Origin of the sequence: Pseudoalteromonas sp. Of11M-6, assembly GCF_022347905.1 — a bacterium.
Lineage (GTDB): Bacteria > Pseudomonadota > Gammaproteobacteria > Enterobacterales > Alteromonadaceae > Pseudoalteromonas.
On record NZ_JAKRFW010000018.1, the window covers coordinates 49,781 to 72,349 of the forward strand.

At 42.1% G+C, this 22,569-nt stretch carries 23 protein-coding genes, 7 tRNA genes and 2 pseudogenes; 10 read left to right on the forward strand and 22 right to left on the reverse strand.

The features are described from left to right. Positions 1-10 precede the first annotated feature (10 nt). The 5 genes and pseudogenes from MHN32_RS11215 to MHN32_RS11235 form a co-directional block, all read right to left on the reverse strand. Entirely contained in the window at positions 11-874 is an 864-nt protein-coding gene (locus tag MHN32_RS11215; RefSeq protein WP_102057208.1) for a hypothetical protein, read from the reverse strand. 27 nt (positions 875-901) lie between these two features. After that, positions 902-2,104 carry a hypothetical protein gene (locus MHN32_RS11220; RefSeq protein WP_010606642.1) on the reverse strand — a complete coding sequence of 401 codons (1,203 nt, stop codon included), beginning with the start codon at positions 2,102-2,104 and terminating at the stop codon, positions 902-904. After that, on the reverse strand, positions 2,097-3,767 hold the full coding sequence (locus tag MHN32_RS11225) for an ABC transporter ATP-binding protein (RefSeq protein WP_102057209.1): 1,671 nt from the start codon (positions 3,765-3,767) through the stop codon (positions 2,097-2,099). Before MHN32_RS11225 ends, MHN32_RS11220 begins: the two co-directional genes overlap by 8 nt. Positions 3,768-3,795: 28 nt before the next feature. Further along, positions 3,796-4,743, reverse strand: a complete 948-nt coding sequence (locus tag MHN32_RS11230; RefSeq protein WP_010606640.1) for a polyprenyl synthetase family protein — start codon at positions 4,741-4,743, stop codon at positions 3,796-3,798. 317 nt (positions 4,744-5,060) lie between these two features. Continuing rightward, a pseudogene (locus tag MHN32_RS11235) lies at positions 5,061-5,477 on the reverse strand (IS3 family transposase); the annotation flags it as partial. Between the two features lie 56 nt (positions 5,478-5,533). Between MHN32_RS11235 and MHN32_RS11240 the strand changes: the two are divergent. Beyond that, positions 5,534-6,094, forward strand: a pseudogene (locus tag MHN32_RS11240) (IS30 family transposase); the annotation flags it as partial. A 259-nt stretch (positions 6,095-6,353) separates the two neighbouring features. On the opposite strand, the gene MHN32_RS11245 reads toward MHN32_RS11240, so the two are convergent. From MHN32_RS11245 to dnaQ, 9 genes are all read right to left on the reverse strand, one after another. After that, positions 6,354-6,430: transfer RNA gene (locus MHN32_RS11245), tRNA-Asp, on the reverse strand. A 29-nt stretch (positions 6,431-6,459) separates the two neighbouring features. After that, positions 6,460-6,536 (reverse strand) — tRNA-Asp (locus MHN32_RS11250). Positions 6,537-6,577: 41 nt separating this feature from the next. Beyond that, positions 6,578-6,654: transfer RNA gene (locus MHN32_RS11255), tRNA-Asp, on the reverse strand. Between the two features lie 49 nt (positions 6,655-6,703). Further along, positions 6,704-6,780, reverse strand: a tRNA-Asp gene (locus tag MHN32_RS11260). Positions 6,781-6,812: 32 nt separating this feature from the next. Next, positions 6,813-6,889, reverse strand: a tRNA-Asp gene (locus MHN32_RS11265). Positions 6,890-6,921: 32 nt separating this feature from the next. Continuing rightward, positions 6,922-6,998, reverse strand: a tRNA-Asp gene (locus MHN32_RS11270). 30 nt (positions 6,999-7,028) lie between these two features. Beyond that, positions 7,029-7,105: transfer RNA gene (locus MHN32_RS11275), tRNA-Asp, on the reverse strand. A 110-nt stretch (positions 7,106-7,215) separates the two neighbouring features. Then, a complete protein-coding gene (locus tag MHN32_RS11280) occupies positions 7,216-8,586 on the reverse strand; it encodes a TIGR03503 family protein (RefSeq protein WP_239421733.1) in 1,371 nt (456 codons plus the stop codon). A 100-nt stretch (positions 8,587-8,686) separates the two neighbouring features. After that, positions 8,687-9,397 (reverse strand): DNA polymerase III subunit epsilon, encoded by a 711-nt coding sequence (dnaQ, locus tag MHN32_RS11285; RefSeq protein WP_010370953.1) that lies wholly within the window; start codon positions 9,395-9,397, stop codon positions 8,687-8,689. 69 nt (positions 9,398-9,466) lie between these two features. Between dnaQ and rnhA the strand changes: the two genes are divergently transcribed. After that, positions 9,467-9,937: a ribonuclease HI gene (rnhA, locus tag MHN32_RS11290; protein WP_045989215.1), complete on the forward strand. Its 471-nt coding sequence runs from the start codon at positions 9,467-9,469 to the stop codon at positions 9,935-9,937. Positions 9,938-9,998: 61 nt separating this feature from the next. On the opposite strand, the gene MHN32_RS11295 is transcribed toward rnhA, so the two are convergent. Further along, positions 9,999-10,748 (reverse strand): methyltransferase domain-containing protein, encoded by a 750-nt coding sequence (locus tag MHN32_RS11295; RefSeq protein WP_045989216.1) that lies wholly within the window; start codon positions 10,746-10,748, stop codon positions 9,999-10,001. A 52-nt stretch (positions 10,749-10,800) separates the two neighbouring features. Between MHN32_RS11295 and gloB the strand changes: the two genes are divergently transcribed. Both gloB and MHN32_RS11305 read left to right on the forward strand, forming a co-directional pair. Next, a complete protein-coding gene (gene gloB / locus MHN32_RS11300) occupies positions 10,801-11,568 on the forward strand; it encodes a hydroxyacylglutathione hydrolase (protein ID WP_174169973.1) in 768 nt (255 codons plus the stop codon). Between the two features lie 225 nt (positions 11,569-11,793). After that, positions 11,794-13,368: a LysM peptidoglycan-binding domain-containing protein gene (locus MHN32_RS11305; protein WP_174169972.1), complete on the forward strand. Its 1,575-nt coding sequence runs from the start codon at positions 11,794-11,796 to the stop codon at positions 13,366-13,368. A gap of 230 nt (positions 13,369-13,598) precedes the next feature. On the opposite strand, the gene MHN32_RS11310 is transcribed toward MHN32_RS11305, so the two are convergent. The 4 genes from MHN32_RS11310 to MHN32_RS11325 all read right to left on the reverse strand — a co-directional run bounded on the left by MHN32_RS11310 (position 13,599) and on the right by MHN32_RS11325 (position 15,497). Then, positions 13,599-13,799, reverse strand: a complete 201-nt coding sequence (locus MHN32_RS11310; RefSeq protein ID WP_010606633.1) for a hypothetical protein — start codon at positions 13,797-13,799, stop codon at positions 13,599-13,601. A 203-nt stretch (positions 13,800-14,002) separates the two neighbouring features. Next, entirely contained in the window at positions 14,003-14,446 is a 444-nt protein-coding gene (locus tag MHN32_RS11315) for a flavodoxin (RefSeq protein ID WP_010606632.1), read from the reverse strand. Continuing rightward, positions 14,446-15,180: a tRNA pseudouridine(65) synthase TruC gene (gene truC, locus MHN32_RS11320; protein WP_102057217.1), complete on the reverse strand. Its 735-nt coding sequence runs from the start codon at positions 15,178-15,180 to the stop codon at positions 14,446-14,448. The genes MHN32_RS11315 and truC overlap by 1 nt, the downstream gene beginning before the upstream one ends. Next, positions 15,180-15,497 carry a YqcC family protein gene (locus MHN32_RS11325; protein WP_010370929.1) on the reverse strand — a complete coding sequence of 106 codons (318 nt, stop codon included), beginning with the start codon at positions 15,495-15,497 and terminating at the stop codon, positions 15,180-15,182. The genes truC and MHN32_RS11325 overlap by 1 nt, the downstream gene beginning before the upstream one ends. Positions 15,498-15,655: 158 nt before the next feature. Here MHN32_RS11325 and MHN32_RS11330 point away from each other — a divergent pair, with 158 nt between their 5' ends. Together MHN32_RS11330 and MHN32_RS11335 are read left to right on the forward strand one after the other, a co-directional pair. Further along, a complete protein-coding gene (locus tag MHN32_RS11330) occupies positions 15,656-16,684 on the forward strand; it encodes a DUF3549 family protein (RefSeq protein ID WP_239421734.1) in 1,029 nt (342 codons plus the stop codon). Continuing rightward, positions 16,685-16,990: a DUF3301 domain-containing protein gene (locus MHN32_RS11335; RefSeq protein WP_010370922.1), complete on the forward strand. Its 306-nt coding sequence runs from the start codon at positions 16,685-16,687 to the stop codon at positions 16,988-16,990. A 78-nt stretch (positions 16,991-17,068) separates the two neighbouring features. Here the strand turns inward: MHN32_RS11335 and MHN32_RS11340 are convergent, their stop codons facing one another. Together MHN32_RS11340 and MHN32_RS11345 are read right to left on the reverse strand one after the other, a co-directional pair. Continuing rightward, positions 17,069-17,416: a DUF805 domain-containing protein gene (locus MHN32_RS11340; protein WP_095727928.1), complete on the reverse strand. Its 348-nt coding sequence runs from the start codon at positions 17,414-17,416 to the stop codon at positions 17,069-17,071. Between the two features lie 1,148 nt (positions 17,417-18,564). Continuing rightward, positions 18,565-19,197, reverse strand: a complete 633-nt coding sequence (locus MHN32_RS11345) for an N-acetyltransferase (protein ID WP_239421735.1) — start codon at positions 19,195-19,197, stop codon at positions 18,565-18,567. A 276-nt stretch (positions 19,198-19,473) separates the two neighbouring features. On the opposite strand from MHN32_RS11345, the gene MHN32_RS11350 reads away from it, so the two are divergent. From MHN32_RS11350 to MHN32_RS11360, 3 genes are all read left to right on the forward strand, one after another. Further along, positions 19,474-19,701 carry a DUF2789 domain-containing protein gene (locus MHN32_RS11350; RefSeq protein ID WP_010370914.1) on the forward strand — a complete coding sequence of 76 codons (228 nt, stop codon included), beginning with the start codon at positions 19,474-19,476 and terminating at the stop codon, positions 19,699-19,701. Positions 19,702-19,772: 71 nt separating this feature from the next. Further along, positions 19,773-20,033, forward strand: a complete 261-nt coding sequence (locus tag MHN32_RS11355) for a hypothetical protein (protein ID WP_010606623.1) — start codon at positions 19,773-19,775, stop codon at positions 20,031-20,033. Then, entirely contained in the window at positions 20,033-20,806 is a 774-nt protein-coding gene (locus MHN32_RS11360; protein ID WP_239421736.1) for a Zn-ribbon-containing protein, read from the forward strand. The genes MHN32_RS11355 and MHN32_RS11360 overlap by 1 nt, the downstream gene beginning before the upstream one ends. A 28-nt stretch (positions 20,807-20,834) precedes the next feature. On the opposite strand, the gene syd is transcribed toward MHN32_RS11360, so the two are convergent. After that, complete coding sequence (syd, locus tag MHN32_RS11365) at positions 20,835-21,386, reverse strand: SecY-interacting protein (protein ID WP_010606621.1); 552 nt, start codon at positions 21,384-21,386, stop codon at positions 20,835-20,837. A 127-nt stretch (positions 21,387-21,513) separates the two neighbouring features. Between syd and queF the strand changes: the two genes are divergently transcribed. After that, positions 21,514-22,359, forward strand: coding sequence for an NADPH-dependent 7-cyano-7-deazaguanine reductase QueF (queF, locus tag MHN32_RS11370; protein WP_102057224.1), 846 nt, complete (start codon positions 21,514-21,516; stop codon positions 22,357-22,359). The last annotated feature ends 210 nt before the right edge of the window (positions 22,360-22,569 follow it).

A 22,569-nucleotide genomic window follows, 5' to 3' on the forward strand; every position in this document is an offset into this window, starting at 1 on the left:
TCAAGTCCTCTTATTGTGCATTCATAGTAGTAGTAATGTAATCAACTATATCCAAACGAATTTGAGCAAATTGCTGCTGACAGTCTTGACTCCATATGCTTTCAAGCAGTTTGCTCAAAGTACTGTATTCCCTATCAAGAACTTGCAAAGCAGCATTAATGCGGATTTGAACGTCAGATTTAGATTGCTCAAAAGTCGCCTTATCCATAACTTCAAAAATAATATTCTCACCTTGGATTTCGACATCTTTAGTAAAATCAATGGCATCATCAATCAAACAACAAATACGACCGAAATAACGGGTCGCTTCAATGAGGTTATGGTCATTTTGTTGTGGTAAAGCATCAACAAAATCTCTGGCAATCATCGCGAAGAAACTACCGATGCGGTCAGTAGAAACATATTCGTCACCATTTTCCCCCTTTGCTTGGGCTATTTTACTTTGAATAATGGAGTCGTAGAGTCCTTTACAAGTCTGCTTAATATTATCTAAACGACTTTTCTCACCGCAGCTTCTTTCAGCAATTGCTAACATCATGATGTAAAAGACATACATATCTTTATCGCCGACCCTTTCGTCGCCATCAATAAAGTCGTCGGCGATACTAGTAGACAAGCTAAACAGTAAACTTTGCATCACACTTTCAATGCGCTCAGGCCATTGCTCTTGAGGAATATCGCAAACACGAAATAAAAACCAAATTGATGGGTATCCCATGCACTTTGACGAAAAGTATTGAGCCGACTGACCCAATACAGAACTAATAAGAGGGCCGTATTCTTGCAAATGCTCACAAACCTGTTGAGATACTTGATTGCGGACAGGTGTCGCATCCAAGATGCGCTCAAGCGCATCAGAAACATATTTATCCATGGACTATTCCTTATTATCAATGACAAATTAAACGATATACGGGAAGAAAATCCCAAACACATACTCATAGAGTTTTACCCCTTCAAGGGTAATAAAGGCTTGAGTTGAATTACCATGAACTAACTTAAAGTCTTTCATATCCACAATATCAATAATCACTTCAGCACGACCATCCTTTACTCCCATAATGGTTTTAACCTTTCCTTTAATAGAACCATACTTAAGATAATTATATGCGCTGAGTTTAACTTCAACCTCTTTACCCAAGGCGATATCGAGAATGTGCTTTTCATCGACATAACCTTTGGTAACAAAGTGCTGTCCTTCAGGGTAGATGGTGTAAACCAATTCGCCTTTTCTATATTGGGTTTTGCGAATGCCATTGAGACTTTCAAACTCAACTCGGCCATCAACTTCAGCCTTGCCCTGCAAGCGGTTATGATTTTTTTCCAATTGCGCTAACTCTAATTCTTTAAGTTTTAGGCTATCGGCAAACACTTTAGCTTCGTTTTCCAATACAGATAAAGTCACCGCCATATCGCGTTGACGGGTTAAACCTATCTGTTGTTGGCTTTGTTGATTTTTTAATTGCGCCAATTTCAGCTGTTGTTGATGAATATCTTGCTCCATCTCAATGATTTCCGCTCGCTTATGGAATAAATCCTGTTGATAGCGGATTTTGCGGTCTTTAGAGATATGACTTAAATTAGTCACTCCCTCGACAAAGGTCGATTGCTTAAGATAATCCTTATTAAGTAAAGTCAATTCTTGCTTCAACCTAACCAGCAGGTCTTCGATCATGATAATCTCAGCCTTTATACTTTTGACTTCAACCTCTTCAAACTGACTGAGCATAGCCACCGAACTTCGAGTTTGCTCTATTTTCTGCTTTAAAGCCTGCGCTTGCACTTGATCGCGGATCTCTTCTTGCCGAAGCAAAACCAACTGATCCTTAAGCTGAATATTTTCCGCTTGGTACATAGACATATCGGACACCACTTTACTCCCATCAGGCACCTGATATTGATCAATAATAATATCTCGCTCAGCATAATGAAGGACAGGTTCGGGAACGATATAAATAAACGCTTCTTCCAGCACCACTCGCAATTGAATCGTTACCGCCAATGACGCCACTAATGCAATAGAAAATAACCAAAAAGTCACTTTTAACAACTTAGAGCGAGCTTTTCTCAATTCACCGTGAATATTGTCATTGACCTCATGCATATGCCACATCCTTGCGTTTATCAGTCTGTTTACTATCCGACAGACGTTTAGTTAAGGTCAGAAGTTCACTGCGTTCACTATCAATAGTAAAATCATGGGCAACATAAAGAATGATACAGTTTGTTTTCTGATTAATAAGCTCACCAACAATCTTACTAGTGTGCTTATCTAAACCACGAAACACCTCATCAAACACCAATATAGGCTTATTCGACAAATACACCCTCAAAAACAAGATAATCTGTCTTTGTCCCTCAGAAAAAGGATTCACCCTATCACTAATTTGCGTATGCAATTGCTCCGGCAAAGCTGCAATTACAGACCATAGACCTATTTTCTTAAGTAAATCAACGACCGTTTCTTGTTCGATTGCTTGGCCTAAAGTAATGTTTTCCCACAGCGTAGTAGTAAACAGAATGTCATGGGGAAAGTACGCCGCACAATGGTTAATACGACGGTTTGAGTTAACCAAACGCTCGCCAATTTTAAAAGAAAATTCGCCATCAATGGGGTCAAACAAACCGACCAACGACTTACAAAAAGTCGTTTTACCTGCACCATTAGCACCAACCAATTTATAAATTCGATTAAGTTTAAAGGTAGTATCAGGTACATCACAAACAGCCTTACCATTAACCCCAACCTTAAGACCACAAACACTTACTTGCTCAATTGGCTGACATTCAACAGGCTTATCATTCAACTCCTTTTCATTGATACTGACACTATCCAAAAACTCCCGATAACGCTTTAGAGTTATACTAGTGCGCTTCAATTGCATAAAAGACATCAATATTTGCATTGTGGTTTTCATCGAAATTTCAGAAAATGCCATTAAAGTCAACATTTCACCTAAAGTGAACTTATTTAAAGACAAAATACTTATCACCACAATTGCCCGGATAGCAATACTGCTAACAGTACGGACGACAGAAGTACTAGTTTGAATTTTTTGCTGTAAAAACGACACATCCCGCTCACGATTGAGAAAATCCTCCATACGAGCAGTACATCGTTTAAAGACTTGACTTTTATAATTATTAGCGCGGATAGTTTCCCGCCCATCAACAATATCATCGACTACAGACAAAAAATCTGATTTAATTTGAAAACGCTGGGTTTCATACTCAACAGTTTTAGGAACGGCTTTAAGGTAGATCACCACCAACAACCCCAAACTGATAGCCATCACCAAACCTATCAGAGGGCTCATATACAAAATAATCGAACTAAGAACAAAGATGGTCAAAAAGCTAACGGCGATATCAACTTGCAAAGTTAAATAATACTTTTTGATATTCTGAGCATCATAAATCCTCTGAATCAAACTGCCCTTCTTATAACTGTTTAATTCAGGGATTTTGGCCGTAAGTAAGGCCACCAAATACTTATCTAAATGATGGTAATCGAGAAATTTTTCTAACACCACTCGATAACTTCTAGACAAATACCCGATAGTCAAATTTAGAGTTTCGTAGCAAGCATAAAACATTAAGAAGATTAGCAAAAATCGCATATCCCCCGACGGAATAACGCTATCGATAAGATACTGGGTAAAAAACGCCGTAAACGAGCCAATTAAACTAATTAGCAAAGCGAAAACAAACAATACCCGAATATGTTTGGAGTAAGAAAAACTAAGTTTTAAACGTTTAAAAAGCATAGACAAAACCAGATATAATACTCACAAACTAAATCGTATACTTAGTCAACATATGCCAAACGTAAGCATCTAAGTCACTCAGCGCTTGAGTATTTGGAGTATCGATTCGAGCAAGAAGAGCATGTGCCGCCTCTCGATGTTCAGCAAGAGTCACTTGAATCGCCTTTTTCACTTGTGTTCTGGTCATTGATTTTAAGTCATCTTTGTTACTGACCAAATCCACAATAGTCTTTTTACCATTTAACCGATCAAGCCCCGGCGTTTTACTTGTTTTCTCATCACCAATAAAGGCATCATAAAAATCATCTAGAATCTGCAAAATACGAGCAACTTCTCGGGCGTAATCAAACAAATGCTGACTAAGCTGTTCATTTTCATTAATCACACCAAGAATTTTCATCGGAAGAGAGATAATCGAGGAAGTTTTACCATCAATGAGTTTATAATAACTATCGAGATCTTCGGTATCAAAAGAATTAATATCCAATAGCTGACCATCAACTAATTCCATGCAAATATCACACAAATACAAACTGCAACCTGCAGCATATTTTGCCTTAACGGAATTAGCCAATTTAAATGCCAGACTAATAAGAAAGTTACCAGCCAAAATGGCAGTATCGGTACCATATTTTTTGTAAATTGTTGGCTCATTACGACGATAATCAGAATTATCCATAATATCATCATGTACTAACGCTGCCGCGTGTAACATTTCAATAGCAACAGCAACTTTCATTGCATCAGAAGCAGATTCTTGAGGTTCGTCATATACTTGGTTAGCCATGAGAACCAAAATCGCTCGAATACGTTTACCACCTTGAAGAGCATCACAAATCGGTTGATAGATATTTAAAAAACGAACCTTGTCCATTTCTTTTAAGATTTCATCATCAATTCTTTTTCTAAAAGATAACCAAGATTTCCCTTCCAAAACATCATTTGGTTGCTTAACTACGTCCATATCATCCATCATGCTTGCATATCCTTTTAATTTTCGAGACGCGGAATTATACCCAACTTTCTAAGTTTTACTACTAAAAAATCACATTTTACTTTCAGTTCACCCCTCATGCTTAACATAAAAACAACAACCAACCAAACTAAATAAACAGTCAAACAATCAAGAGTTCAAGGTAAAACAAAATTGAGCTTACTGTGCCCCTTCGCCATGTAGTGGGCTTTCCCCACCTCGCACTACTACGAGCGCTCCGGCCAATATATTTATCGATTTCAGACAGGTTCGTGGTTCAATTTAAAACATCCTTGTTAGCTCTGAACTCCGGGCACACGGTAAGTTATATCCCATGACCAAACTTCATTCGGTGTAGCAGCTGTAAAACTCGTGGGTTTAGCCACTTTTCTCAGTGCTTTGCTGCGACCACGATGATGTAATTGGTTTTCAGCCTTAAGCACACGATAGAAGCTTGAAACTGAGCCAAGATAGATATTGTTATCTAACAACCTAGGCACTATCTGTGAAGGCGGTAAGCTAGCAAATTCAGGCTCATTACAAACATCAACAATGGCTTGTTGCTCATGCACGGTTAGTTTATTACTTGGCACTGGACGCTCTGCCTCTGGGCGTTTGTCTGTTTGTACTATGCCTTGCTGATACCATCGTCTATACGTTCTCAAGCTGATATCTATTTCTCTGCAAGCTTTCTCTACAGCGCAACCCGATTGTTTTGCTTCTTGAATTAAATCAATGTATTGCTGCCTATGGTCAAGCTCTGTTAATCGTCCCCTGAGTCCTCCCCGAATAAGGACACAGACGTTATCGTAAAGGTTGCCGAAGCAAACGTGTCATCATCCTAAATCGGGTTGGCATTGAGCATAAACCTGCGATTGTTGACATTAAAACACGGTTTGGTGATTGGGAAGTGGATACTGTACTTGGCAAGCATGGCACGGGGGCAATCGTTAGTTTGGTCGAACGTACAAGTAAGTTTTACCTGATACGCAAAGTTCCAGCAAAAAGTGCAGCGCAAGTGAGCAGAGCGATGAGAGGCATGCTGTGGCGCTATCGACGTCATGTTCATACGATAACCGCAGATAATGGGAGTGAGTTTTGCGAGCATGAATATGTCTCAGATAAGCTAAAAACCGATATCTATTTTGCTAACCCCTACTCCTCATGGGAGAGAGGGTTGAATGAAAACTTTAATGGTCTGCTGCGTCAATATATTTGCAAAGGAACAGATTTACGAACGGTGACAGATAAGCAAATTGCGCATATAGAGCGGGCGATCAATGCGAGGCCGAGAAAATGTATAGGGTTTAGGCAACCTGTGGTGATATTCAATGAATTACGCAAAGCAGCCTAATTTAGCGAGTGGTGCACTTCGGACTTGAATTCGCGGGTAGCAATGAAGAGAAATAAAACAAAGATAAAAGATAGATATGCTAAGAAAAAACAAAGTTGATCATGAAAACCAAACCGCATTCTCGTGACCAATGAATACCATTTTTAAACGCCCACGGTCACCAAATGGTGATCGTCTGATCACAGGATCAAATAACAATACAATAGAAAAAGAAAATTAGGAGATAAGTAATTGAAATATGAGAAGAGAAATTGCAAACTGGCGGAGTGGACGGGACTCGAACCCGCGACCCCCGGCGTGACAGGCCGGTATTCTAACCAACTGAACTACCACTCCGCAGTGATAGATTTGCAAGATATCTTAAATGGCGGAGTGGACGGGACTCGAACCCGCGACCCCCGGCGTGACAGGCCGGTATTCTAACCAACTGAACTACCACTCCGCAGAGATATCTTAATGACATTATTTTACTCGTTTTAGTGTTGGCGGAGTGGACGGGACTCGAACCCGCGACCCCCGGCGTGACAGGCCGGTATTCTAACCAACTGAACTACCACTCCAGCGAGTAAACAAGCTGTCATAAAGCTTGAATATAGTTATGCGATACATTGGCGGAGTGGACGGGACTCGAACCCGCGACCCCCGGCGTGACAGGCCGGTATTCTAACCAACTGAACTACCACTCCACTGAGTATTCGCATTTTTTGCTTCGAAGTGTTGGCGGAGTGGACGGGACTCGAACCCGCGACCCCCGGCGTGACAGGCCGGTATTCTAACCAACTGAACTACCACTCCATAAGAAGCAAATGCACGTTTGTAATAAGTATTGGCGGAGTGGACGGGACTCGAACCCGCGACCCCCGGCGTGACAGGCCGGTATTCTAACCAACTGAACTACCACTCCAGCGCGACTTATTGATACCACGAAGAAATTTGGCGGAGTGGACGGGACTCGAACCCGCGACCCCCGGCGTGACAGGCCGGTATTCTAACCAACTGAACTACCACTCCGCGTCATATTCTTGCAGTGTTTGCTGTAAGGTGTGCTCCCTGACAGCGGCGTGAATAATACGAATGACCCCCTCATGAGTCAACCGTTTTTTGAAAAAAAACCGTGTTTTTTAGTTATCTTTCATTGAAAGGTTCAAAATATCACCTGATTTATCATTTTTTGAACCATTCCCTGCTGCGTTATTTTCAGATGCTCCTAAATCATCAAGATCAATGACTTCTTCGGTTTTCTTAAATGGATTCTTTGGCATTGGTACTTTTAGTCTAATTGGCTTTTTTTGCACCAGAATACGAATGGCTAACCAACCGAGCAATAATACAACTAAGTTACCAGCAACAATAATACTGACTAAAAGAGCTGTACTTATAGTCGGCTCTGGTTCTGGCTCAGGTTGTTTCACTGCTGGTAACGCAGCAGCTTCCAATTCAGGCACTTTTTCAATGGGTCTTTCAATTTCAAAATTGTAATTTGGCAACGTTGCCATAAACTCACGGCCATTGATATTTTCACCAAATACGGAGATTTCTACACTATAACGCCCCCAATCATAATTCTTGATTGGCAGCTGACGATAAAGCCGTTCTTCTGCATCTAAGGTAAACATCTGCTCTTCACCATTAGGGTAAAAGATTTTACCCTGTAGCAATATGGTCTCAGGTTTCACAACCGTGTCGTCTATCGTAATAGTAAGGCCATGTTCAAGCTCGTTTTCACCCGCTAGCATCAATTCAAAGTTGAATGGCGGCTCAGCGATAACAATAGGTGATTTGATCACTCTTCTTTTTAGAATGGGCGTTTCTATGAAAAATTCAGGCTGCCACTCTCCCGCAGGAAAGTTTAATTTAAACTCACCAGTAAAAATTCCATCCAAGGGTCTTTCATCAAACTCTCGGCCATCATCTTTAAAGTCGGTCACGCTTTGCGTACCTGCACCAAAGTTGGCATGTTCATCGTTATTGGTACTAGAGAACTCCACATACAAAGTCACGACATCCCGGAAGTAACCCACATCTATCTGTTTGCCATCATTAGTCACGCGCCCTGTTACCTTCAGCACTTCACCACGGAATAATAGCGGGGGCAAAGCTTCAACTTCGAGTTCAATGTCACCAAGCACCATTATGCGGCTGTTTTTTTGGATCTGTCCGATGACTTGCCAAGGGCCTGGCGTTGGGTTCTTTAGAATGATCAAGTCATAACTGACTTCGTCATACCATCGTAGTGCATCATTATCCAGTGAACTGGTCGCATAATATTTACTACCATCAGGCTTCACAAGTACCACGGCGGGAGCGCCTGGGGCGCGAAAAAACAGTAAAGTGATCTCTTCAATATTATAATCAATACGAAAACGGTTATCTAAAAGAGGGATTTCATTTACCTTACCGTCCCGCTGCAACATCGTTATCTGTGGTGTTTGAGCGCCAACAACCGTACTTACTAGCAGTACAAACCCCAAGATAAGCTGTTTTAGATTCATGTATTAACCCTACATTGCGTTGATGGCCTGAGTGATCTTTTTTTGGGACCAAGCCCCTAGTTAAGCGTCTACTCCACCCCAACGATACCGATTATATTCATTATTGTTGCCACAGACTTTGTCCACAAGCTTTGTTTACAAGCTCTAAACGTTCTGTATGTGCTTGTTCTTCATCGGCAGAAGCACGTAAAACTTTAAGTGCAGGACGATTGCTGTCTAAACGAATAATGCCACCGGCTGAGTTAGCCTGATCACCTTTATTTTGATTTGCCAAATTCAGCTTTTTTTGGCCTCCCGTCATCGACAGGTAAACATCAGCAAGGATCTCGGAATCCAGCAAAGCGCCGTGCAGCGTACGCTTTGAGTTATCGATATCGTAGCGACGGCAAAGCGCATCTAGGCTGTTCTTCTGGCCCGGATGAAGATCCCTTGCCATCACCAAAGTATCTAGCACTTGACAATAGTCATGGGTTGCCGGAAAGCCTTGATTTAACTTAGCAAACTCGTGATCCATAAAGCCGACGTCGAACGGCGCGTTATGAATGACAAGCTCAGCTCCTTTAATATAGTCAAAAAACTCTTGCGCAATTTGATGGAAAAAAGGTTTATCACGTAAAAATTCGTTGGTGATACCGTGAACATCAATGGCTTCTTCTTCAATGTCGCGCTGAGGGTTGATATATACGTGGAAGTTATTCCCCGTTAGTCTGCGATTGACTAGCTCAACACAACCAATTTCAATGATCCTGTGCCCTGCTTTAGGATCAATACCTGTGGTTTCTGTATCCAGTACTATTTGCCGTGTGTGCATATCGTTGCTCGCTTAACTTTGCTATTATTTTGCCCTATTCGCACATTTTACATAAAAATAGGCAATTCAGTGCAAAAAACCGTAGAGATTTATACCGATGGCTCGTGTTTAGGCAATCCAGGTCCAGGTGGTTATGGTGTTTACCTTTCCTATCAAGGACATGAAAAAGAAATGAGTGCAGGGTATAAACTCACAACCAATAATAGAATGGAAATGCTTGCGGCTATTGTTGCACTCGAAACATTAAAGCGCCCCTGCGATATCATTCTGTATACCGACAGCCAATATGTTAAGCAAGGCATTGAGTCTTGGCTTGAAAACTGGAAAAAGCGCAATTGGAAAACCGCAGCCAAACAACCAGTAAAAAATGTCGATTTATGGCAAAGACTGGACGCTGCCACCAGCCGACATACGATCCAATGGCGCTGGGTAAAAGGCCACGCTGGAAATAAATACAATGAGCTTGTTGATGACTTAGCGCGTGAAGCGGCTTCAGGTTCAAACCTACTTGTAGATGAAGGCTACGAAGCCGGTATTTAATACGCCTCTAAAAGCAATGTTCCTGTACCTACTCCATCAATGGTTACCTCAAGTCACAAAGCTAATCTTTATCTTGACAGGTTTGCCTGAGTCCAGCCCCTTTCACAGCGGGTGTCCACTTAGGCTTTACATGCCACTTGGGTTTGATTGGAGTGAGCGGCATCACCCGCTTTCTTGCCACCAACATATACACGCTTCCCATCGGCTTTAAGTAATGACGACAAAAGCGGCGCCATGGCGCAAAACGAGAAAGCCTCGAGCCTCGCGCTAAAGACGCATAAATAAAGCGCTCGTCACCAACAATCTCAAACCCGAGTAAATCTAGCCAATCCTTCACCCGCGATGGAGTAAAGAAGCGCCCTGACCAAGGTAGTTTTTCTTTACTAAAGGGAAGCATTTGCGCCACACCACATAAACTAAACGGATTAAAACCTGAGATCACAATATAACCTCCAGGAATAAGCGTTCGGTGGGCTTCGCGTAGAATATGATGCGGATCAGAATGATATTCTAAGCACTGACTTAAAATACAAGCATCGACTGAGTTTTCGTAAAAAGGTAGCTCGTCAATTTCAGCAAATACTCCGACATGTTTGCCTTGTGGGGCAACACAAACTTGATGCTTAATCGGGCTGGCAGAGGTATTCATTTGACCGCTCAAACAGCCGAGTTTTAGCATGTGGTAACCAAACATTCTTGGTAGCCATTCATCCAGTCGTTTTTGGATCCCCACCTTTAAATATTCACCGTGAGGAAAGTCTTGCCACTCATCAGGTTTGGGTCCTTGTAAAAAACTTAACGCTGGTTTCATTTACTAAGCTCGTTATACTGGTGTTATTAATCACTTTATAGAGCATTGCGTTATGGTGCAAGTCGATGCAATCAAAGCATTTGATGACAATTATATCTGGGTGATAAAAGACCCTCGACGTTCAAACTGTTGGGTGGTTGACCCAGGTGACGAACAACCTGTTTTAGATTACCTCGCCAAGTTTGATTTAACACTCCAAGGCATATTAGTCACCCATCATCATTGGGATCATACTGATGGCATTGCCCCGCTTTTATCACATTTTCCCAGCTTAACAGTCTACGGGCCTAAAAATGGTAAATATAAAGGCATTACTCATGGCCTTAGTGAACACGATAAGATCACACTTTTTGATACCACGCTGAACATTATTGCCACCCCAGGTCACACCTTAGACCATATCTGTTATGTAAATGATGAACTGGCTTTTACGGGTGATACATTATTCAATGCTGGCTGCGGCAGACTTTTTGAGGGAACACCTAGCCAAATGTGGCACTCCTTTGAAAAGCTACTCACCCTACCTGACACATGTAAAGTGTATTGCACGCACGAGTACACGCTCGCGAATCTTGCTTTTGCTGAGGCCGTTGAGCCCGCTAACCAAGCACTAACCCAGTATCACCAACAAGCAAAGTCATTACGTGCCAATAACGAGCGCACAGTACCGACGACAATTGAACAGCAAAAAGCAATCAATCCTTTTGTACGTGCCGCAAATGAAGCCATTCTCACCCATGTTCCAACGCAATTTATCGCGTCAGAAAATACACCTGAAGCTCGCTTTAGTGCACTGAGAAAATGGAAGGATAACTTCTAAAATATTCAATAGTGACCTAATGTAACGCCAAAATGACGCTTTTGGCGTACTTACATGGGAAGTATTGAATAAATTATCCATTTTCTTTGCAATACCGCCAAAGATAAGCATTTCTAACGATTTTTAGGAAGTCGAAATAAAATAATAAAGAAGCTTTAAATGCTGATACAAACTCGGTAATATTGCCGAGTTTTTGTCCGAACCCCCAAGCAAAAGAACGCATTTATGAAAAAGCTCGCCTTTATTATTGCATCAACAGCAATATTAAGTGGTTGTGAAATCACACAAGAAACCCCATTGGAAACTGCAACTGAACAAGTGAAGCAGGCCAACTTAGATCACGCGAGCCCTTATGATATCTCTCAAACACTCAGTACCTCATGGCAAGATGAAGATGAAGAGGCTGTGCCTGTATTTGACGACGTATGGGAGCGGATCCGTTATCAGTTATCTATCGAAGTGCCACAAAATAGACCTGTGGTCGCCGAGCGTAATTACTATCAACGTCACCAAGCCTATTTAGACCGTATCGCAAAACGTGCAGAACCTTACCTCTACTACATTGTTGAAGAAGTAGAAAAGCGCAATATGCCGGTAGAAATCGCGTTGTTACCTATTGTGGAAAGCGCATTCGATCCATTTGGCTATTCACACCGTACCGCTTCCGGTATTTGGCAATTTATGCCTCAAACCGGTGAACGCTTTAACCTCAAACAAAATTGGTGGTATGACGGCCGTCGCGATATTATTGCATCAACGCAGGCTGCATTAGATTACCTCACCTATCTCCATAAAACACTGGAAGGCGATTGGTTAAACGCAATTGCCGCTTACAATTCAGGTGAAGGTCGATTGCTCAGAGCAATCCGAAAAAATCGTAAAAAGCATTTGCCTACCGATTTTTGGTCTCTCGATTTACCTCGCGAAACCACCGCGTATGTGCCTAAATTACTTGCCTTATCCGACCTCTTAAAACGCTCAGATGAGTTTAAGGTCGCGTGGCAACCTATAATCAATGCCCAAGTTGTTGATACCGTTGAGGTAGGGTCACAAATTGATTTAGCGCTTGCCGCTGAAATGGCCGATATTTCTTTAACTGAACTCTATCGCTTAAATCCAGGTTTTAATCGTTGGGCCACCGATCCAGATGGCCCACACCAGTTATTATTACCCATGGAAAAAGTTGACGCTTTTCAAGAGAAATTAGCTAAAACTGAAGTAAAAGATCGACTTCGTTGGCAATATTATACAGTGCAAAAAGGAGATAGCCTGTCGGTCGTTGCGACTAAGTTTAATACTAGTATCGGCGCCATTCGCTCACTCAATAGCATCGATGGCAATATGATCCGTGTTGGCCAGAAGTTATTGGTGCCACTCAGTGATGGCGAATTGCAAAGTGAGCATTTACCACCAGAAGTGCGCCTTGCCGCCAACAAAGTAACTAAGAAAAAACTCAGCCACACAGTAAAATCAGGTGATACATTGTGGGATATCAGCCGCGAATATGATGTTACCGTTAAGCAATTAGCTAGCTGGAATAAGTTAAAAACCAATGCCGTTTTGCGCCTTGGACAAAAGCTTACTGTCTTTAAAGATGAAAAAGCAGCAAATCAAACCGTCCTCGTCAACACCGAGCGCACAATCACTTACAAAGTGCGTAAAGGCGACTCATTGGCACGTATCGCCACTAAGTTTAACGTCAGCGTGAATGAAATCGTCAAATGGAACAACCTGACTGGACAGAAGTACCTCCAGCCTGGTCAAAAGTTAAAACTGAAAGTTCAGACTAAACGTGTTTAGCGCTAAGAAATAAAGTTTAAAAATAAAAATCCAATATCAGTGATGATATTGGATTTTTACATATTAAAGCAGCACTTTTGACTCACTTTTCCTTAAAAATTACGACAGTACTATCGTTTAAATACACAGTGTTTCAACGTCGCTTACAGCTGATTTAAACCCAAAAATTTGGTTAGACTTCAATGCTGATTAGTATTATCTAAAGAAAATTTCATAAAGAACTGATATCGTTAGTACATTATTGGCGTACCACCAATCCTCCTGCAAATTCTCGATGCGTTATCCGCGTCTCGATAATCACTAAAAGAGTCAGCCCATAACAACTCACCATTTTTGTAACATTCAAGGTAAATTTCTTCGAATGCGGTAGTATTAGACGACATTGCGGTGGCGAAAATAGCAGATACAGCAAATAGAATCGGTTTAATCATTATTTTTCCTTTTCATTATTTTGAACTTTATAATATCGGTCACTTTTCATACAACCAAGACCAATGTCACACAACGTAACCGAAATGTAAATATTTATATTTTCCGTTACTATGATTATGCTGATGAGTTTGCTATTTGAGCTGGCAACGCGGCCTATTAAGCCGCGTAAATTGAAAGGTAATGCTTGAACAGAAGATAAAACCTAAAGGTTTTTTGCCAATGATTGAAGCCAAGCCTCTGCCGGCTCCCAAGGCTCAAAATATTCACAGGCATCGATGTCTAGACGCGGTTGTGCTCGAGTGGCGTTCAACTCTTCAATCAGGGCATCAATTTGCTTTCCAGCACCACAATAAGTATCGCCATAACTAGAATCCCCCAATGCGATGACCGCTACTTTCTTGCCCGTTAGCATCGGAAATTCGCTTTGCATTTGCAAAAATAAAGGCAGCAAGTTATCGGGAATATCACCAGATCCGGTAGTAGAAGAAATAAATAAAATGTTTTCAGCTTGCGTTACATCAACGATGGAAGCAGGCTCAATAACACTTGCCTCATGACCCGATTTATTCAAAAACTCAGCACTGTCGTTTGCCAAGTTTTCAGCATTGCCGTACATACTTCCCACAAAAATGGAAACTTTTGCCATTATTTATAATCCTTCTCGTTGTCTGACCAGCCGAGCTGAGCGAAGACAGCCAATGCTTCTTCTCCCAAGTCCGCGGTAATTGAAATCGTCGTGTTGGTATAAGGATGTACAAATTCCAATTTAGTTGCAAATAACATCAACCGACGTAAGCCAAAATGATCGACAAAAAAGTGGTTGTGTTTATTATCACCGTGATTGACATCACCAATAATCGGATGTGCTAAATAGTTAAGGTGGCGCCTGATTTGGTGTTTTCTACCCGTTTTAGGAAAACACTCCACCAATGAGTAGCGAATACTTGGATACTTACCAAAAGGAATTGGCAAGCTACCCTGCAATAAACAATTTATCTGTGTTTGCGCCTCCTGCGGAGCTTTATCCTGACAGGCAAACTTATCAGCAATTTTATCAAGTTCTTCTTTGAGTGGTCTGTCGATGAATCTAGATTCCGGAGCAAATCCGCGAACAAGCGCTAAATAGCGTTTTTGAATATTACCGCTAATAAAGATTTCATTCATGTCTCGCGCGGCCTCAGAGCTTAGCGCAAACAGTAGCACGCCTGACGTTGGCCTATCTAAACGGTGAACGGGGAAAACATGTTGACCAAGTTGATCACGTAGCATTTGCATCGCAAATTGTGTTTCTCGCTTATCCAAAAATGAGCGATGAACCAATAACCCTGACGGCTTATTTATCGCAACATAATGTGCATCTTGATATAAAATCTCAAGCATTACGCGCTCTTTGCAATTGTATTATCGAGGTTTTTTAAGCACTGATGCACCGCATTAAAATAAAGATGTTCACTCAGCACCATTTCAGCCATTGGCGCAATCGCCATATTTTCCGGTAATGCTTCACCACTTTCTACCATTGTTCGCATTTTGCCCAAGAATACAAATTGCAACCACTGCGCGAAGGTCATCGTATCGCAGCAAAATGGCTCCGTAGAGGTAAGTGCCTTAGCCGAAATTGGCTCGTCTTGCCAAAGACCCGTCGCCTTTAAACAAGTCTCAAGTTCGTCTAACTGAATCAATAATTCCGAGTTCATCGGTCCCGTCTCTTTCTCAATTTTTTACATTATAGCAATTTGCATTATTTAGGAGCTAGCCAATTCTCTCAAGTGCACCTTTTTCATAGGCTTATCAGCGCTCCCAAAAGTAGCTATAATTGCCGCTATTGAAAATATAAGTAACATATAGAGCATTCATGACAGCGCAAATTTCAACTTTAGGTGAATTACTAACAAACGCCGGAACGCAGTGGCGGGCCTATGATCTGGGTCGACGTATCACAAAAATAGATAAGAAGCAGTTTGCGCAAATCGAGAGTACTCAAGTCCCTTATCCTTACCCGCTTGGCGGCCATGCCATCATGGCGATCCAATTTTGGGATAATGAGGCGACCGCTGATCCTTATGTGTGGTTTTTAAAGTTTCCACTGGATGAGCAAAGCAAGCTCATTATCGCCAGCCGTGACCACTTTGCCTCCATGGTACTCGAAGCATTAGGTACTCAACTCACGGGCGAAGCCGCTCAAGGGAAACTTGATAACAACCCTTATGTCTTCACGCCAAACGCGAACAAACTCGCTGCATTCAATGCGCTATTAAAGCGTGAGCTTAATCGCCCGGCTTCTCAATATTACGAGCACGCCGAACTCTATTTTTCTGGCAAGCTTGGGTTTGAACGCTGGCAAGAAATAGCGCTACAAGGTATTGCAGACTTTGCCCTACGTCTAGACCATGGTCATAACGCGAGCAACCTGCAACAGGCGTGGTCTTTTTTGCCAGCAGAAGTTAAGACACCATTAGCCGCAATGCTTGAACACGTTACGGTCTCAACATCACAAACCGAAGACTTTTTAGCCGCTTTAAACCGCGCATGCCAACGGCAAAATAAGGACGCCGTAGTCACTAATTTGCGTGCGATGTCGGGAAGTCACGCGCTTGGTCTCATCGCCCATGCAGTAGACACCATTTTAGCATCCAAGTTGGGATCAGATGCAGATTGCTTACTCACTATTGCAGGGCGTGCTTGGGAGACACTAACCGACCAGCAAAGGCTTTTTATCTATATGGAAAAAGCCGCTGAGAATAATCAAATCGATGGACTTTTCGGCAGTATTTTCGCAGACTTAGTTGCAATACCTATGTTACGCCCACATGTTTTAGGGATTATTAGAGCAGAAAATCGCAGTGAAACTCTGTCTCGTGCAATTGGAAGGTTATTTTCTTAAATGACAACACTTTGGCTTTTTATCATCGTATCATCTGGTATCGCGCTATTTTGGTATAGTCGCCAGATCGCAGAAGCGGCAAATAGACATGCACAGCATCAAGCTGAAAGTTTGCAAGTGCAACTGTTAAGTGTTGCCTGTATTAAGCGCCGTTTTGGCGTATTAAAAGACGGCAAACTTGGAATAAAAAGCCAATTTATGTTTGAGTTTAGTTCAGATGGCGAGTCAGCCTATCAAGGTAAGCTTTACTTAGAAAATGAACGATTAGTCAAAAAAGAATTGCCCGCTTATAAAATCGCAAGTTAATCCGATGGGTGCGAAAGTAGGCACTTAAATTCATATAAATACAAGTGCCTGCTCTGAATTTATAATAGTACAACTATTTTAAACATACCCTTTGACGCTTGGCCCGTAGTCGTTTTCACCAACCTCGCTATCCATGGTGGTGAAATATATAATCACTAATAAGCCGACGATAGGTACAAAGCTCACTAGCAGCCACCAGCCCGAGCGTCCAGTGTCGTGAAGACGACGAATAGATACTGCAACTGTCGGTACTAGAACCACCAAATAATAGATACCTGTCAAAAACAGAGTTCCAAAAAGCCCGTCGACAATACCAATTGCAAAGCCTATCAACGCATTTATTAAGATAAACATCCAGTATTCTTTGCGTCTTGAACGTCCACTAAAATCGGAATATCTTTTTAATACTGTTAGATACCATTCCATTTCTTTTTCCTTAACTATTGCGCCAACATCGCGCACTAAAAAACAATACCAATTCGCTTAATTAAGTGATCTATTTTGAGGCGGGAGAATCTTAGCGATAACACCACTACCGCGTCCTGCTATCGCCAAGGTACCAACATCCATGCAGGCAAGGCAAGGCAAGGCAAGGCAAGGCAAGGCAAAAATTTTGCTATTTAGTTGTTCTAAATGAGAAATTTTTAACGCGGTTAGCGTCAGATTTGCTCCTTAAAATTGAGCAAGTATTAAGACTAATCAGTATAAGACTAAAATGAGAGTGGAATAATCTAGCAAGGAGATCGAAAGATAAGAATGAAACTGCAAGCGGAGAGTTTTGAGAACTTCAACTAAGTTACTAGGAAAATATACATCAAATTTACAACCGTCACAAAAAACTAAGGCGCTAGCCTATCTGCTGCGCCTCAATCCTGACGATTATCCCAAGAGGTATCCAATTCCTCTGCTTTACAACCCAAAAGCCATCCGCCAATTCTTCTTCCCCTGAACGGGTATGTACTCCGACCTACCCGAATCCCATCCTTGTGTCATCCATTAGCACTTCCAATGCATCTCCATTTCAGCCACCTTGGCCTCCTCTTCGCTTCCCGCGCTCCAATGCCACCTTGGCTCCGCTTCACATAATCCCTATGTGCTCCCTATACATTGTTACGTCCAGTGTAACCCATCCACTTCGCAATCATCCAGATTGCGCTCCCTCATCCTAGAGCCTTGCTCGTCCTTATCTGCTCTTCCTTGCTCCACTACGCTTCCCGCGCTCCTTGACACTCCATGTGTCTCCTTATCCCTAGTGAAGCTCCGCTTCACACTCGCTTCCTCGAGTTCCTCATCTTCCTTGCCCTATGCAATACATCCTTCTCTTGTTGTCAAATTCCTTATCCTTTGACGCTGAGCTCCTGCTCTTGTGTTTCCTTACATTGTTAAGTTTACGGGGATTGAGCACTTTTGTTAGATAGCTCCGAACAATCTTTTTGCTGTCATTTAAAAGAAAAACAAAGTAACTTCTTTAAAAACAGAAGGGTAACTAAAAATCACACTACAAATTCGGTACTACAAAGCGCCTTAACCCACATTCTCGTACGAGATCTCTTACATGGTAATTTCCATTGTTGCTATTTGCTCTTAAATAGTAATGTGCCCTCTACTGAGCTAAACGCCATCTTTTGCAGAACTTGATAACCGTGACCCGCAAAAAACTGCGCTTGTTCTAGCTTAGTAATAAATACTGCCATCCCTTTCGTTTCTTCACTTTGTGCAATTAAATCATCCAACGCAGTGAGTAAATAGTGGCCATAGCCAAGCCCTTGAACATGTGGGTCAACAGCAATTAGAGATAAAAAGTGACACGGCTCTTGCGTTTGCAACGCTTGTCTAATCGACTTTTCTTTATCGATAAGCTGCTGCGTTTGCAAATATCCCGCACTCATCATGAGTCGTAATCGCCAATGCCACTGCCGATTTGCGTCCAATTCATCGCCATTTGCAATAACGCAAGCTACCGCGACCAATCTATCTTGATGATATAACCCCACCATCGGCTGCCCCGTTCGACCAAATGCCGACAGCTCTTCTCGTATTAAGGCTCTGAGTTTTTTTTCAAAAATTGCTTCTTGTTTTGCCTCCAATACCTGCTTGAGTAACGGATCATCATGGTAAGCCTGATACAACACACTCGCGGCTACGTTGATATCTTCTGGATTTAAATATCTAACGATTAATTCATGTTGAGAAGTTTCTACTGACATCATGGTTCCTTATTGTTATTGCCCCAAGCTTCTGATAATCATGCCGAAATACTACTTAATATCAAAACCTCAGAATTTTTTCTGTGTACTTTAATAATGTACGGCTACTCGCTAGTGATAGATATTGATACAAGTCACAATTTATTCAGTCGTGGACAGGTATATTTATCCTCGCATTAGTCATTATGGTTTTTATCGATGATGACTTGCTAAAGGTTTTACAACCACCTTTACTATAGTTAGTGAGTAAAATTCAAGCAAACGAGGGAGAACGAAATGGATACTAGTCGCCACACTATGAGTACTTTATTTGCCCAACTTGGGCTCGACAACAATCCCAAGGCGATCGAAGGGTTTGTCAAACAACACCGCCTTCCTGACGATATGCTGTTAAGCCAAGCACCATTTTGGAATGAAGGGCAACGTCACTTTATTGAAGAATCGCTAAAAGAAGACGCCGATTGGAGTGAAATCATTGACGAACTAGATGCGATGTTAAGATAGCTAAAGCAATCGCTCCTTACGTAACTTGGTGCTATGATCCACTCCTATGATTAAGGCGTTTAGGAACCTCTATGCATCCTGCCGTTGCCAGAGCTATCAAAAAATTAGTCGATAGTGGGAAGACTCCAACTGTCGCGCTAACAAAAAGCAAATTAACTCAAAGCGTCGCAATGCCAGACGTTATCTCAGGCATTGCTGCGTACAAACAAGACCCTACCTGTATTGAGCACTATCAAGAGGTTGAAGAGGTCGTCAAAACAAGTTCACAAAGCCAATTAGATAGAATTGAAGCTAAGCTTGATAAGCTCATTGCCTTATTGGAGAAGTCGTAGTGTTTGTTGTCGACTTAACTTTTGATTGCTATGAGGAAACCACCTTAGATGCTGCCGAGCAGGCCATTAACCGGGTGGTCAATGCGCTTCGCTTTAATGGTCAAATCATTGGTGACGAATTTCCAACTGTACTTAAAGATGGCTATTTCGTCACTCGTGTGATGTGTCCAGAAGAAGACGCTTTGCATCCATTAAACCATAGTCCTTTTGTGAAGTTTGCGATTGACCAGCTACAGCAATCAGGCTTGCTTGCACCTAAGGTTAAAGTTTTTGGGCAAGATATACATGCCAACAGCGCTGATGCCTGTCATGAGCCGTCAAGCTACATTCTCTACACCACATACGTACACACTTGTAGTCCACTGTATTGTGGCGACGACTTTTTACCAGTGCCTTTATATAAAATCCCTGCTATTGCCAATGGTGATTACAAAACACTGATCAAATGGAAAGAAGATTGGCAAGCCTGCGATCAAATACAGATCAATGGTGCGACTCGCTGCGAATTTGCTGCACTGGAGGAAATTTCCAGTACGGGTAGTGATTTGTTTAGACGTGGCATGGATTTGAGCAAACGTATTCACTATCTCACGAAAAAACCGGTTTACTATTATCTGTATCGTGTTGGCGGCGAAAACCTCGCCGCAGAAAAAGCAAGAAAATGCCCAAGCTGTCAGGGAGACTGGTTACTCGAGGAGCCTTGGTTCGGCCTTTTCGACTTTCGCTGCGAAACTTGCCAATTGGTCTCGAATATTTCGTGGGACTTTCAATAAGGAGCGCAAGCTCCTTGATACCAACTAGCTATATTGGATAGTTGACTGTCAGTTTTTCCACAAACTCCGCGATAGAATCAGCCAAAACATGATGCTGTTTCTTACCGACAAACTCTAACCCAACTTGACCCGTAGCGACATCGACCGACACCAATAAGTCGTCTGCTTCTGTTAAGCCAATAAATACGGTTTCAGGTTGTTTGAGCCTGCGCTTCATTAAAATATGGCCGGTGATATTTTGCTGCAAGCGCTCGAAGTCATCTTCGTTCCATGCTTGCAGTAGCTCAATGTGCTTACCCTCAATAAATGCCACGATATTGCCAGCAAAGAAATCACCATACAGTCCGTTCAATCCTTCAGGAAATTGCGTTTCCAACGCTCTGGCTAAATCATTTAGATGTCCCGCTGGCGAGCGCGCTACCGCTAGCCATTTTATCTCGTTAAGCTTGTTCGGTTCACCCTGCTCACATGGGCTAGGCCAACTTTCATCATGCTCGGTACTCGGTAAATCTTTGAAGGTCTGTTGATGATAGTCTACATAGGCTTGATGCAAGCGCGCCATATTTACGGGCTGAGTCATATATAAAGCTCTCTTTATTTTTCTCACCACGGGCTGAATACTTGTTTCGTGTAATTAAGCAAATTGCTATTAATCCCGAGGTGAACATTCGTTATAATGACCGCATTGTAACGAGATTTGAATTAACATGACAGACTACAGTAACTCGCCAGAGCTGCAATCTTCTGTGCTTGGTAAAACCACAGAATATGCCAGTGTTTATACTCCAAGCCTGCTGCACCCCATTGCACGTAAACTCAATCGTGACCAAATCAATGTTGATGAGTCCGCTTTACCATTCAAAGGTGAAGATACTTGGACAGGCTACGAATTGTCTTGGCTCAATAACAAAGGTAAGCCTCAAGTTGCGGTTGCCACTTTTGTGTTTCCTTGCCAAAGCTCGCATATCATTGAGTCAAAATCGTTCAAACTTTACTTGAATAGCTTTAACCAAAGTCGCTTTGATACGATGGAAACCGTGCGCCAAACGCTAGCTGCGGATCTTTCCACGGCATCAAATAGCCAAGTTAGCGTGACACTATTTGGCGCAGACGAATTCGATTGTATTCCTTTCTCGCGTCTCCCTGGTGAGTGTATCGACGAGCTGGATATTGAAGTTGATAGCTACACACCAAATAGTAACTTACTACAACTTGCCTCTGAGGATGTGGTCGACGAGACGCTTCACAGCCACTTACTCAAGTCAAATTGCTTGATCACCTCACAGCCAGACTGGGCAAGCGTGGTGATAAGTTACCGTGGTAAGCAAATCGACCGAGAAGCGCTGCTTAAGTACCTAATCTCATTCCGTGACCACAACGAGTTCCATGAGCAATGTGTGGAGCGCATTTACTGCGAGCTTTGGCGCACCTTTAACCCTGAAAAATTATCGGTTTATGCACGCTATACTCGCCGTGGCGGGTTAGATATCAATCCATATCGTTCGAGTGAACAAGATCAGACTCCGTATACGGTAAGAACTAACCGACAGTAAAACGTAAAAAAGCCATGTTCTCACATGGCTTGGCTTTTTATCACATCTAAGTATTGCTATTTAACCTGAGGTTTGGATAAGGAATGTTCCAACTCATTGTTGCTAAAGCAAAACTTAGTTTTTTCCTTGTCTAGCCAGAGAGTTTTAGGGAAAACACCGCTTCCGCGTCCTGCTCTCGCTAAGGTACCTACATCCTGTAGGCAAGGCGAA

What these genes read in the sequence shown, in the direction of transcription:
- MHN32_RS11295 (WP_045989216.1), bottom strand. Translation starts at nt 10,748, where the DNA reads ATGAAACCAGCGTTAAGTTTTTTACAAGGACCCAAACCTGATGAGTGG.
- MHN32_RS11325 (WP_010370929.1), bottom strand. Translation starts at nt 15,497, where the DNA reads ATGAACTCGGAATTATTGATTCAGTTAGACGAACTTGAGACTTGTTTA.
- MHN32_RS11280 (WP_239421733.1), bottom strand. Translation starts at nt 8,586, where the DNA reads ATGAATCTAAAACAGCTTATCTTGGGGTTTGTACTGCTAGTAAGTACG.
- truC (WP_102057217.1), bottom strand. Translation starts at nt 15,180, where the DNA reads ATGCTTGAGATTTTATATCAAGATGCACATTATGTTGCGATAAATAAG.
- MHN32_RS11335 (WP_010370922.1), top strand. Translation starts at nt 16,685, where the DNA reads ATGACAACACTTTGGCTTTTTATCATCGTATCATCTGGTATCGCGCTA.
- MHN32_RS11305 (WP_174169972.1), top strand. Translation starts at nt 11,794, where the DNA reads ATGAAAAAGCTCGCCTTTATTATTGCATCAACAGCAATATTAAGTGGT.
- MHN32_RS11345 (WP_239421735.1), bottom strand. Translation starts at nt 19,197, where the DNA reads ATGTCAGTAGAAACTTCTCAACATGAATTAATCGTTAGATATTTAAAT.
- MHN32_RS11230 (WP_010606640.1), bottom strand. Translation starts at nt 4,743, where the DNA reads ATGATGGATGATATGGACGTAGTTAAGCAACCAAATGATGTTTTGGAA.
- MHN32_RS11350 (WP_010370914.1), top strand. Translation starts at nt 19,474, where the DNA reads ATGGATACTAGTCGCCACACTATGAGTACTTTATTTGCCCAACTTGGG.
- MHN32_RS11215 (WP_102057208.1), bottom strand. Translation starts at nt 874, where the DNA reads ATGGATAAATATGTTTCTGATGCGCTTGAGCGCATCTTGGATGCGACA.
- syd (WP_010606621.1), bottom strand. Translation starts at nt 21,386, where the DNA reads ATGACTCAGCCCGTAAATATGGCGCGCTTGCATCAAGCCTATGTAGAC.
- MHN32_RS11220 (WP_010606642.1), bottom strand. Translation starts at nt 2,104, where the DNA reads ATGCATGAGGTCAATGACAATATTCACGGTGAATTGAGAAAAGCTCGC.
- dnaQ (WP_010370953.1), bottom strand. Translation starts at nt 9,397, where the DNA reads ATGCACACACGGCAAATAGTACTGGATACAGAAACCACAGGTATTGAT.
- MHN32_RS11330 (WP_239421734.1), top strand. Translation starts at nt 15,656, where the DNA reads ATGACAGCGCAAATTTCAACTTTAGGTGAATTACTAACAAACGCCGGA.
- gloB (WP_174169973.1), top strand. Translation starts at nt 10,801, where the DNA reads ATGGTGCAAGTCGATGCAATCAAAGCATTTGATGACAATTATATCTGG.
- MHN32_RS11310 (WP_010606633.1), bottom strand. Translation starts at nt 13,799, where the DNA reads ATGATTAAACCGATTCTATTTGCTGTATCTGCTATTTTCGCCACCGCA.
- MHN32_RS11340 (WP_095727928.1), bottom strand. Translation starts at nt 17,416, where the DNA reads ATGGAATGGTATCTAACAGTATTAAAAAGATATTCCGATTTTAGTGGA.
- MHN32_RS11225 (WP_102057209.1), bottom strand. Translation starts at nt 3,767, where the DNA reads ATGCTTTTTAAACGTTTAAAACTTAGTTTTTCTTACTCCAAACATATT.
- MHN32_RS11355 (WP_010606623.1), top strand. Translation starts at nt 19,773, where the DNA reads ATGCATCCTGCCGTTGCCAGAGCTATCAAAAAATTAGTCGATAGTGGG.
- MHN32_RS11315 (WP_010606632.1), bottom strand. Translation starts at nt 14,446, where the DNA reads ATGGCAAAAGTTTCCATTTTTGTGGGAAGTATGTACGGCAATGCTGAA.
- queF (WP_102057224.1), top strand. Translation starts at nt 21,514, where the DNA reads ATGACAGACTACAGTAACTCGCCAGAGCTGCAATCTTCTGTGCTTGGT.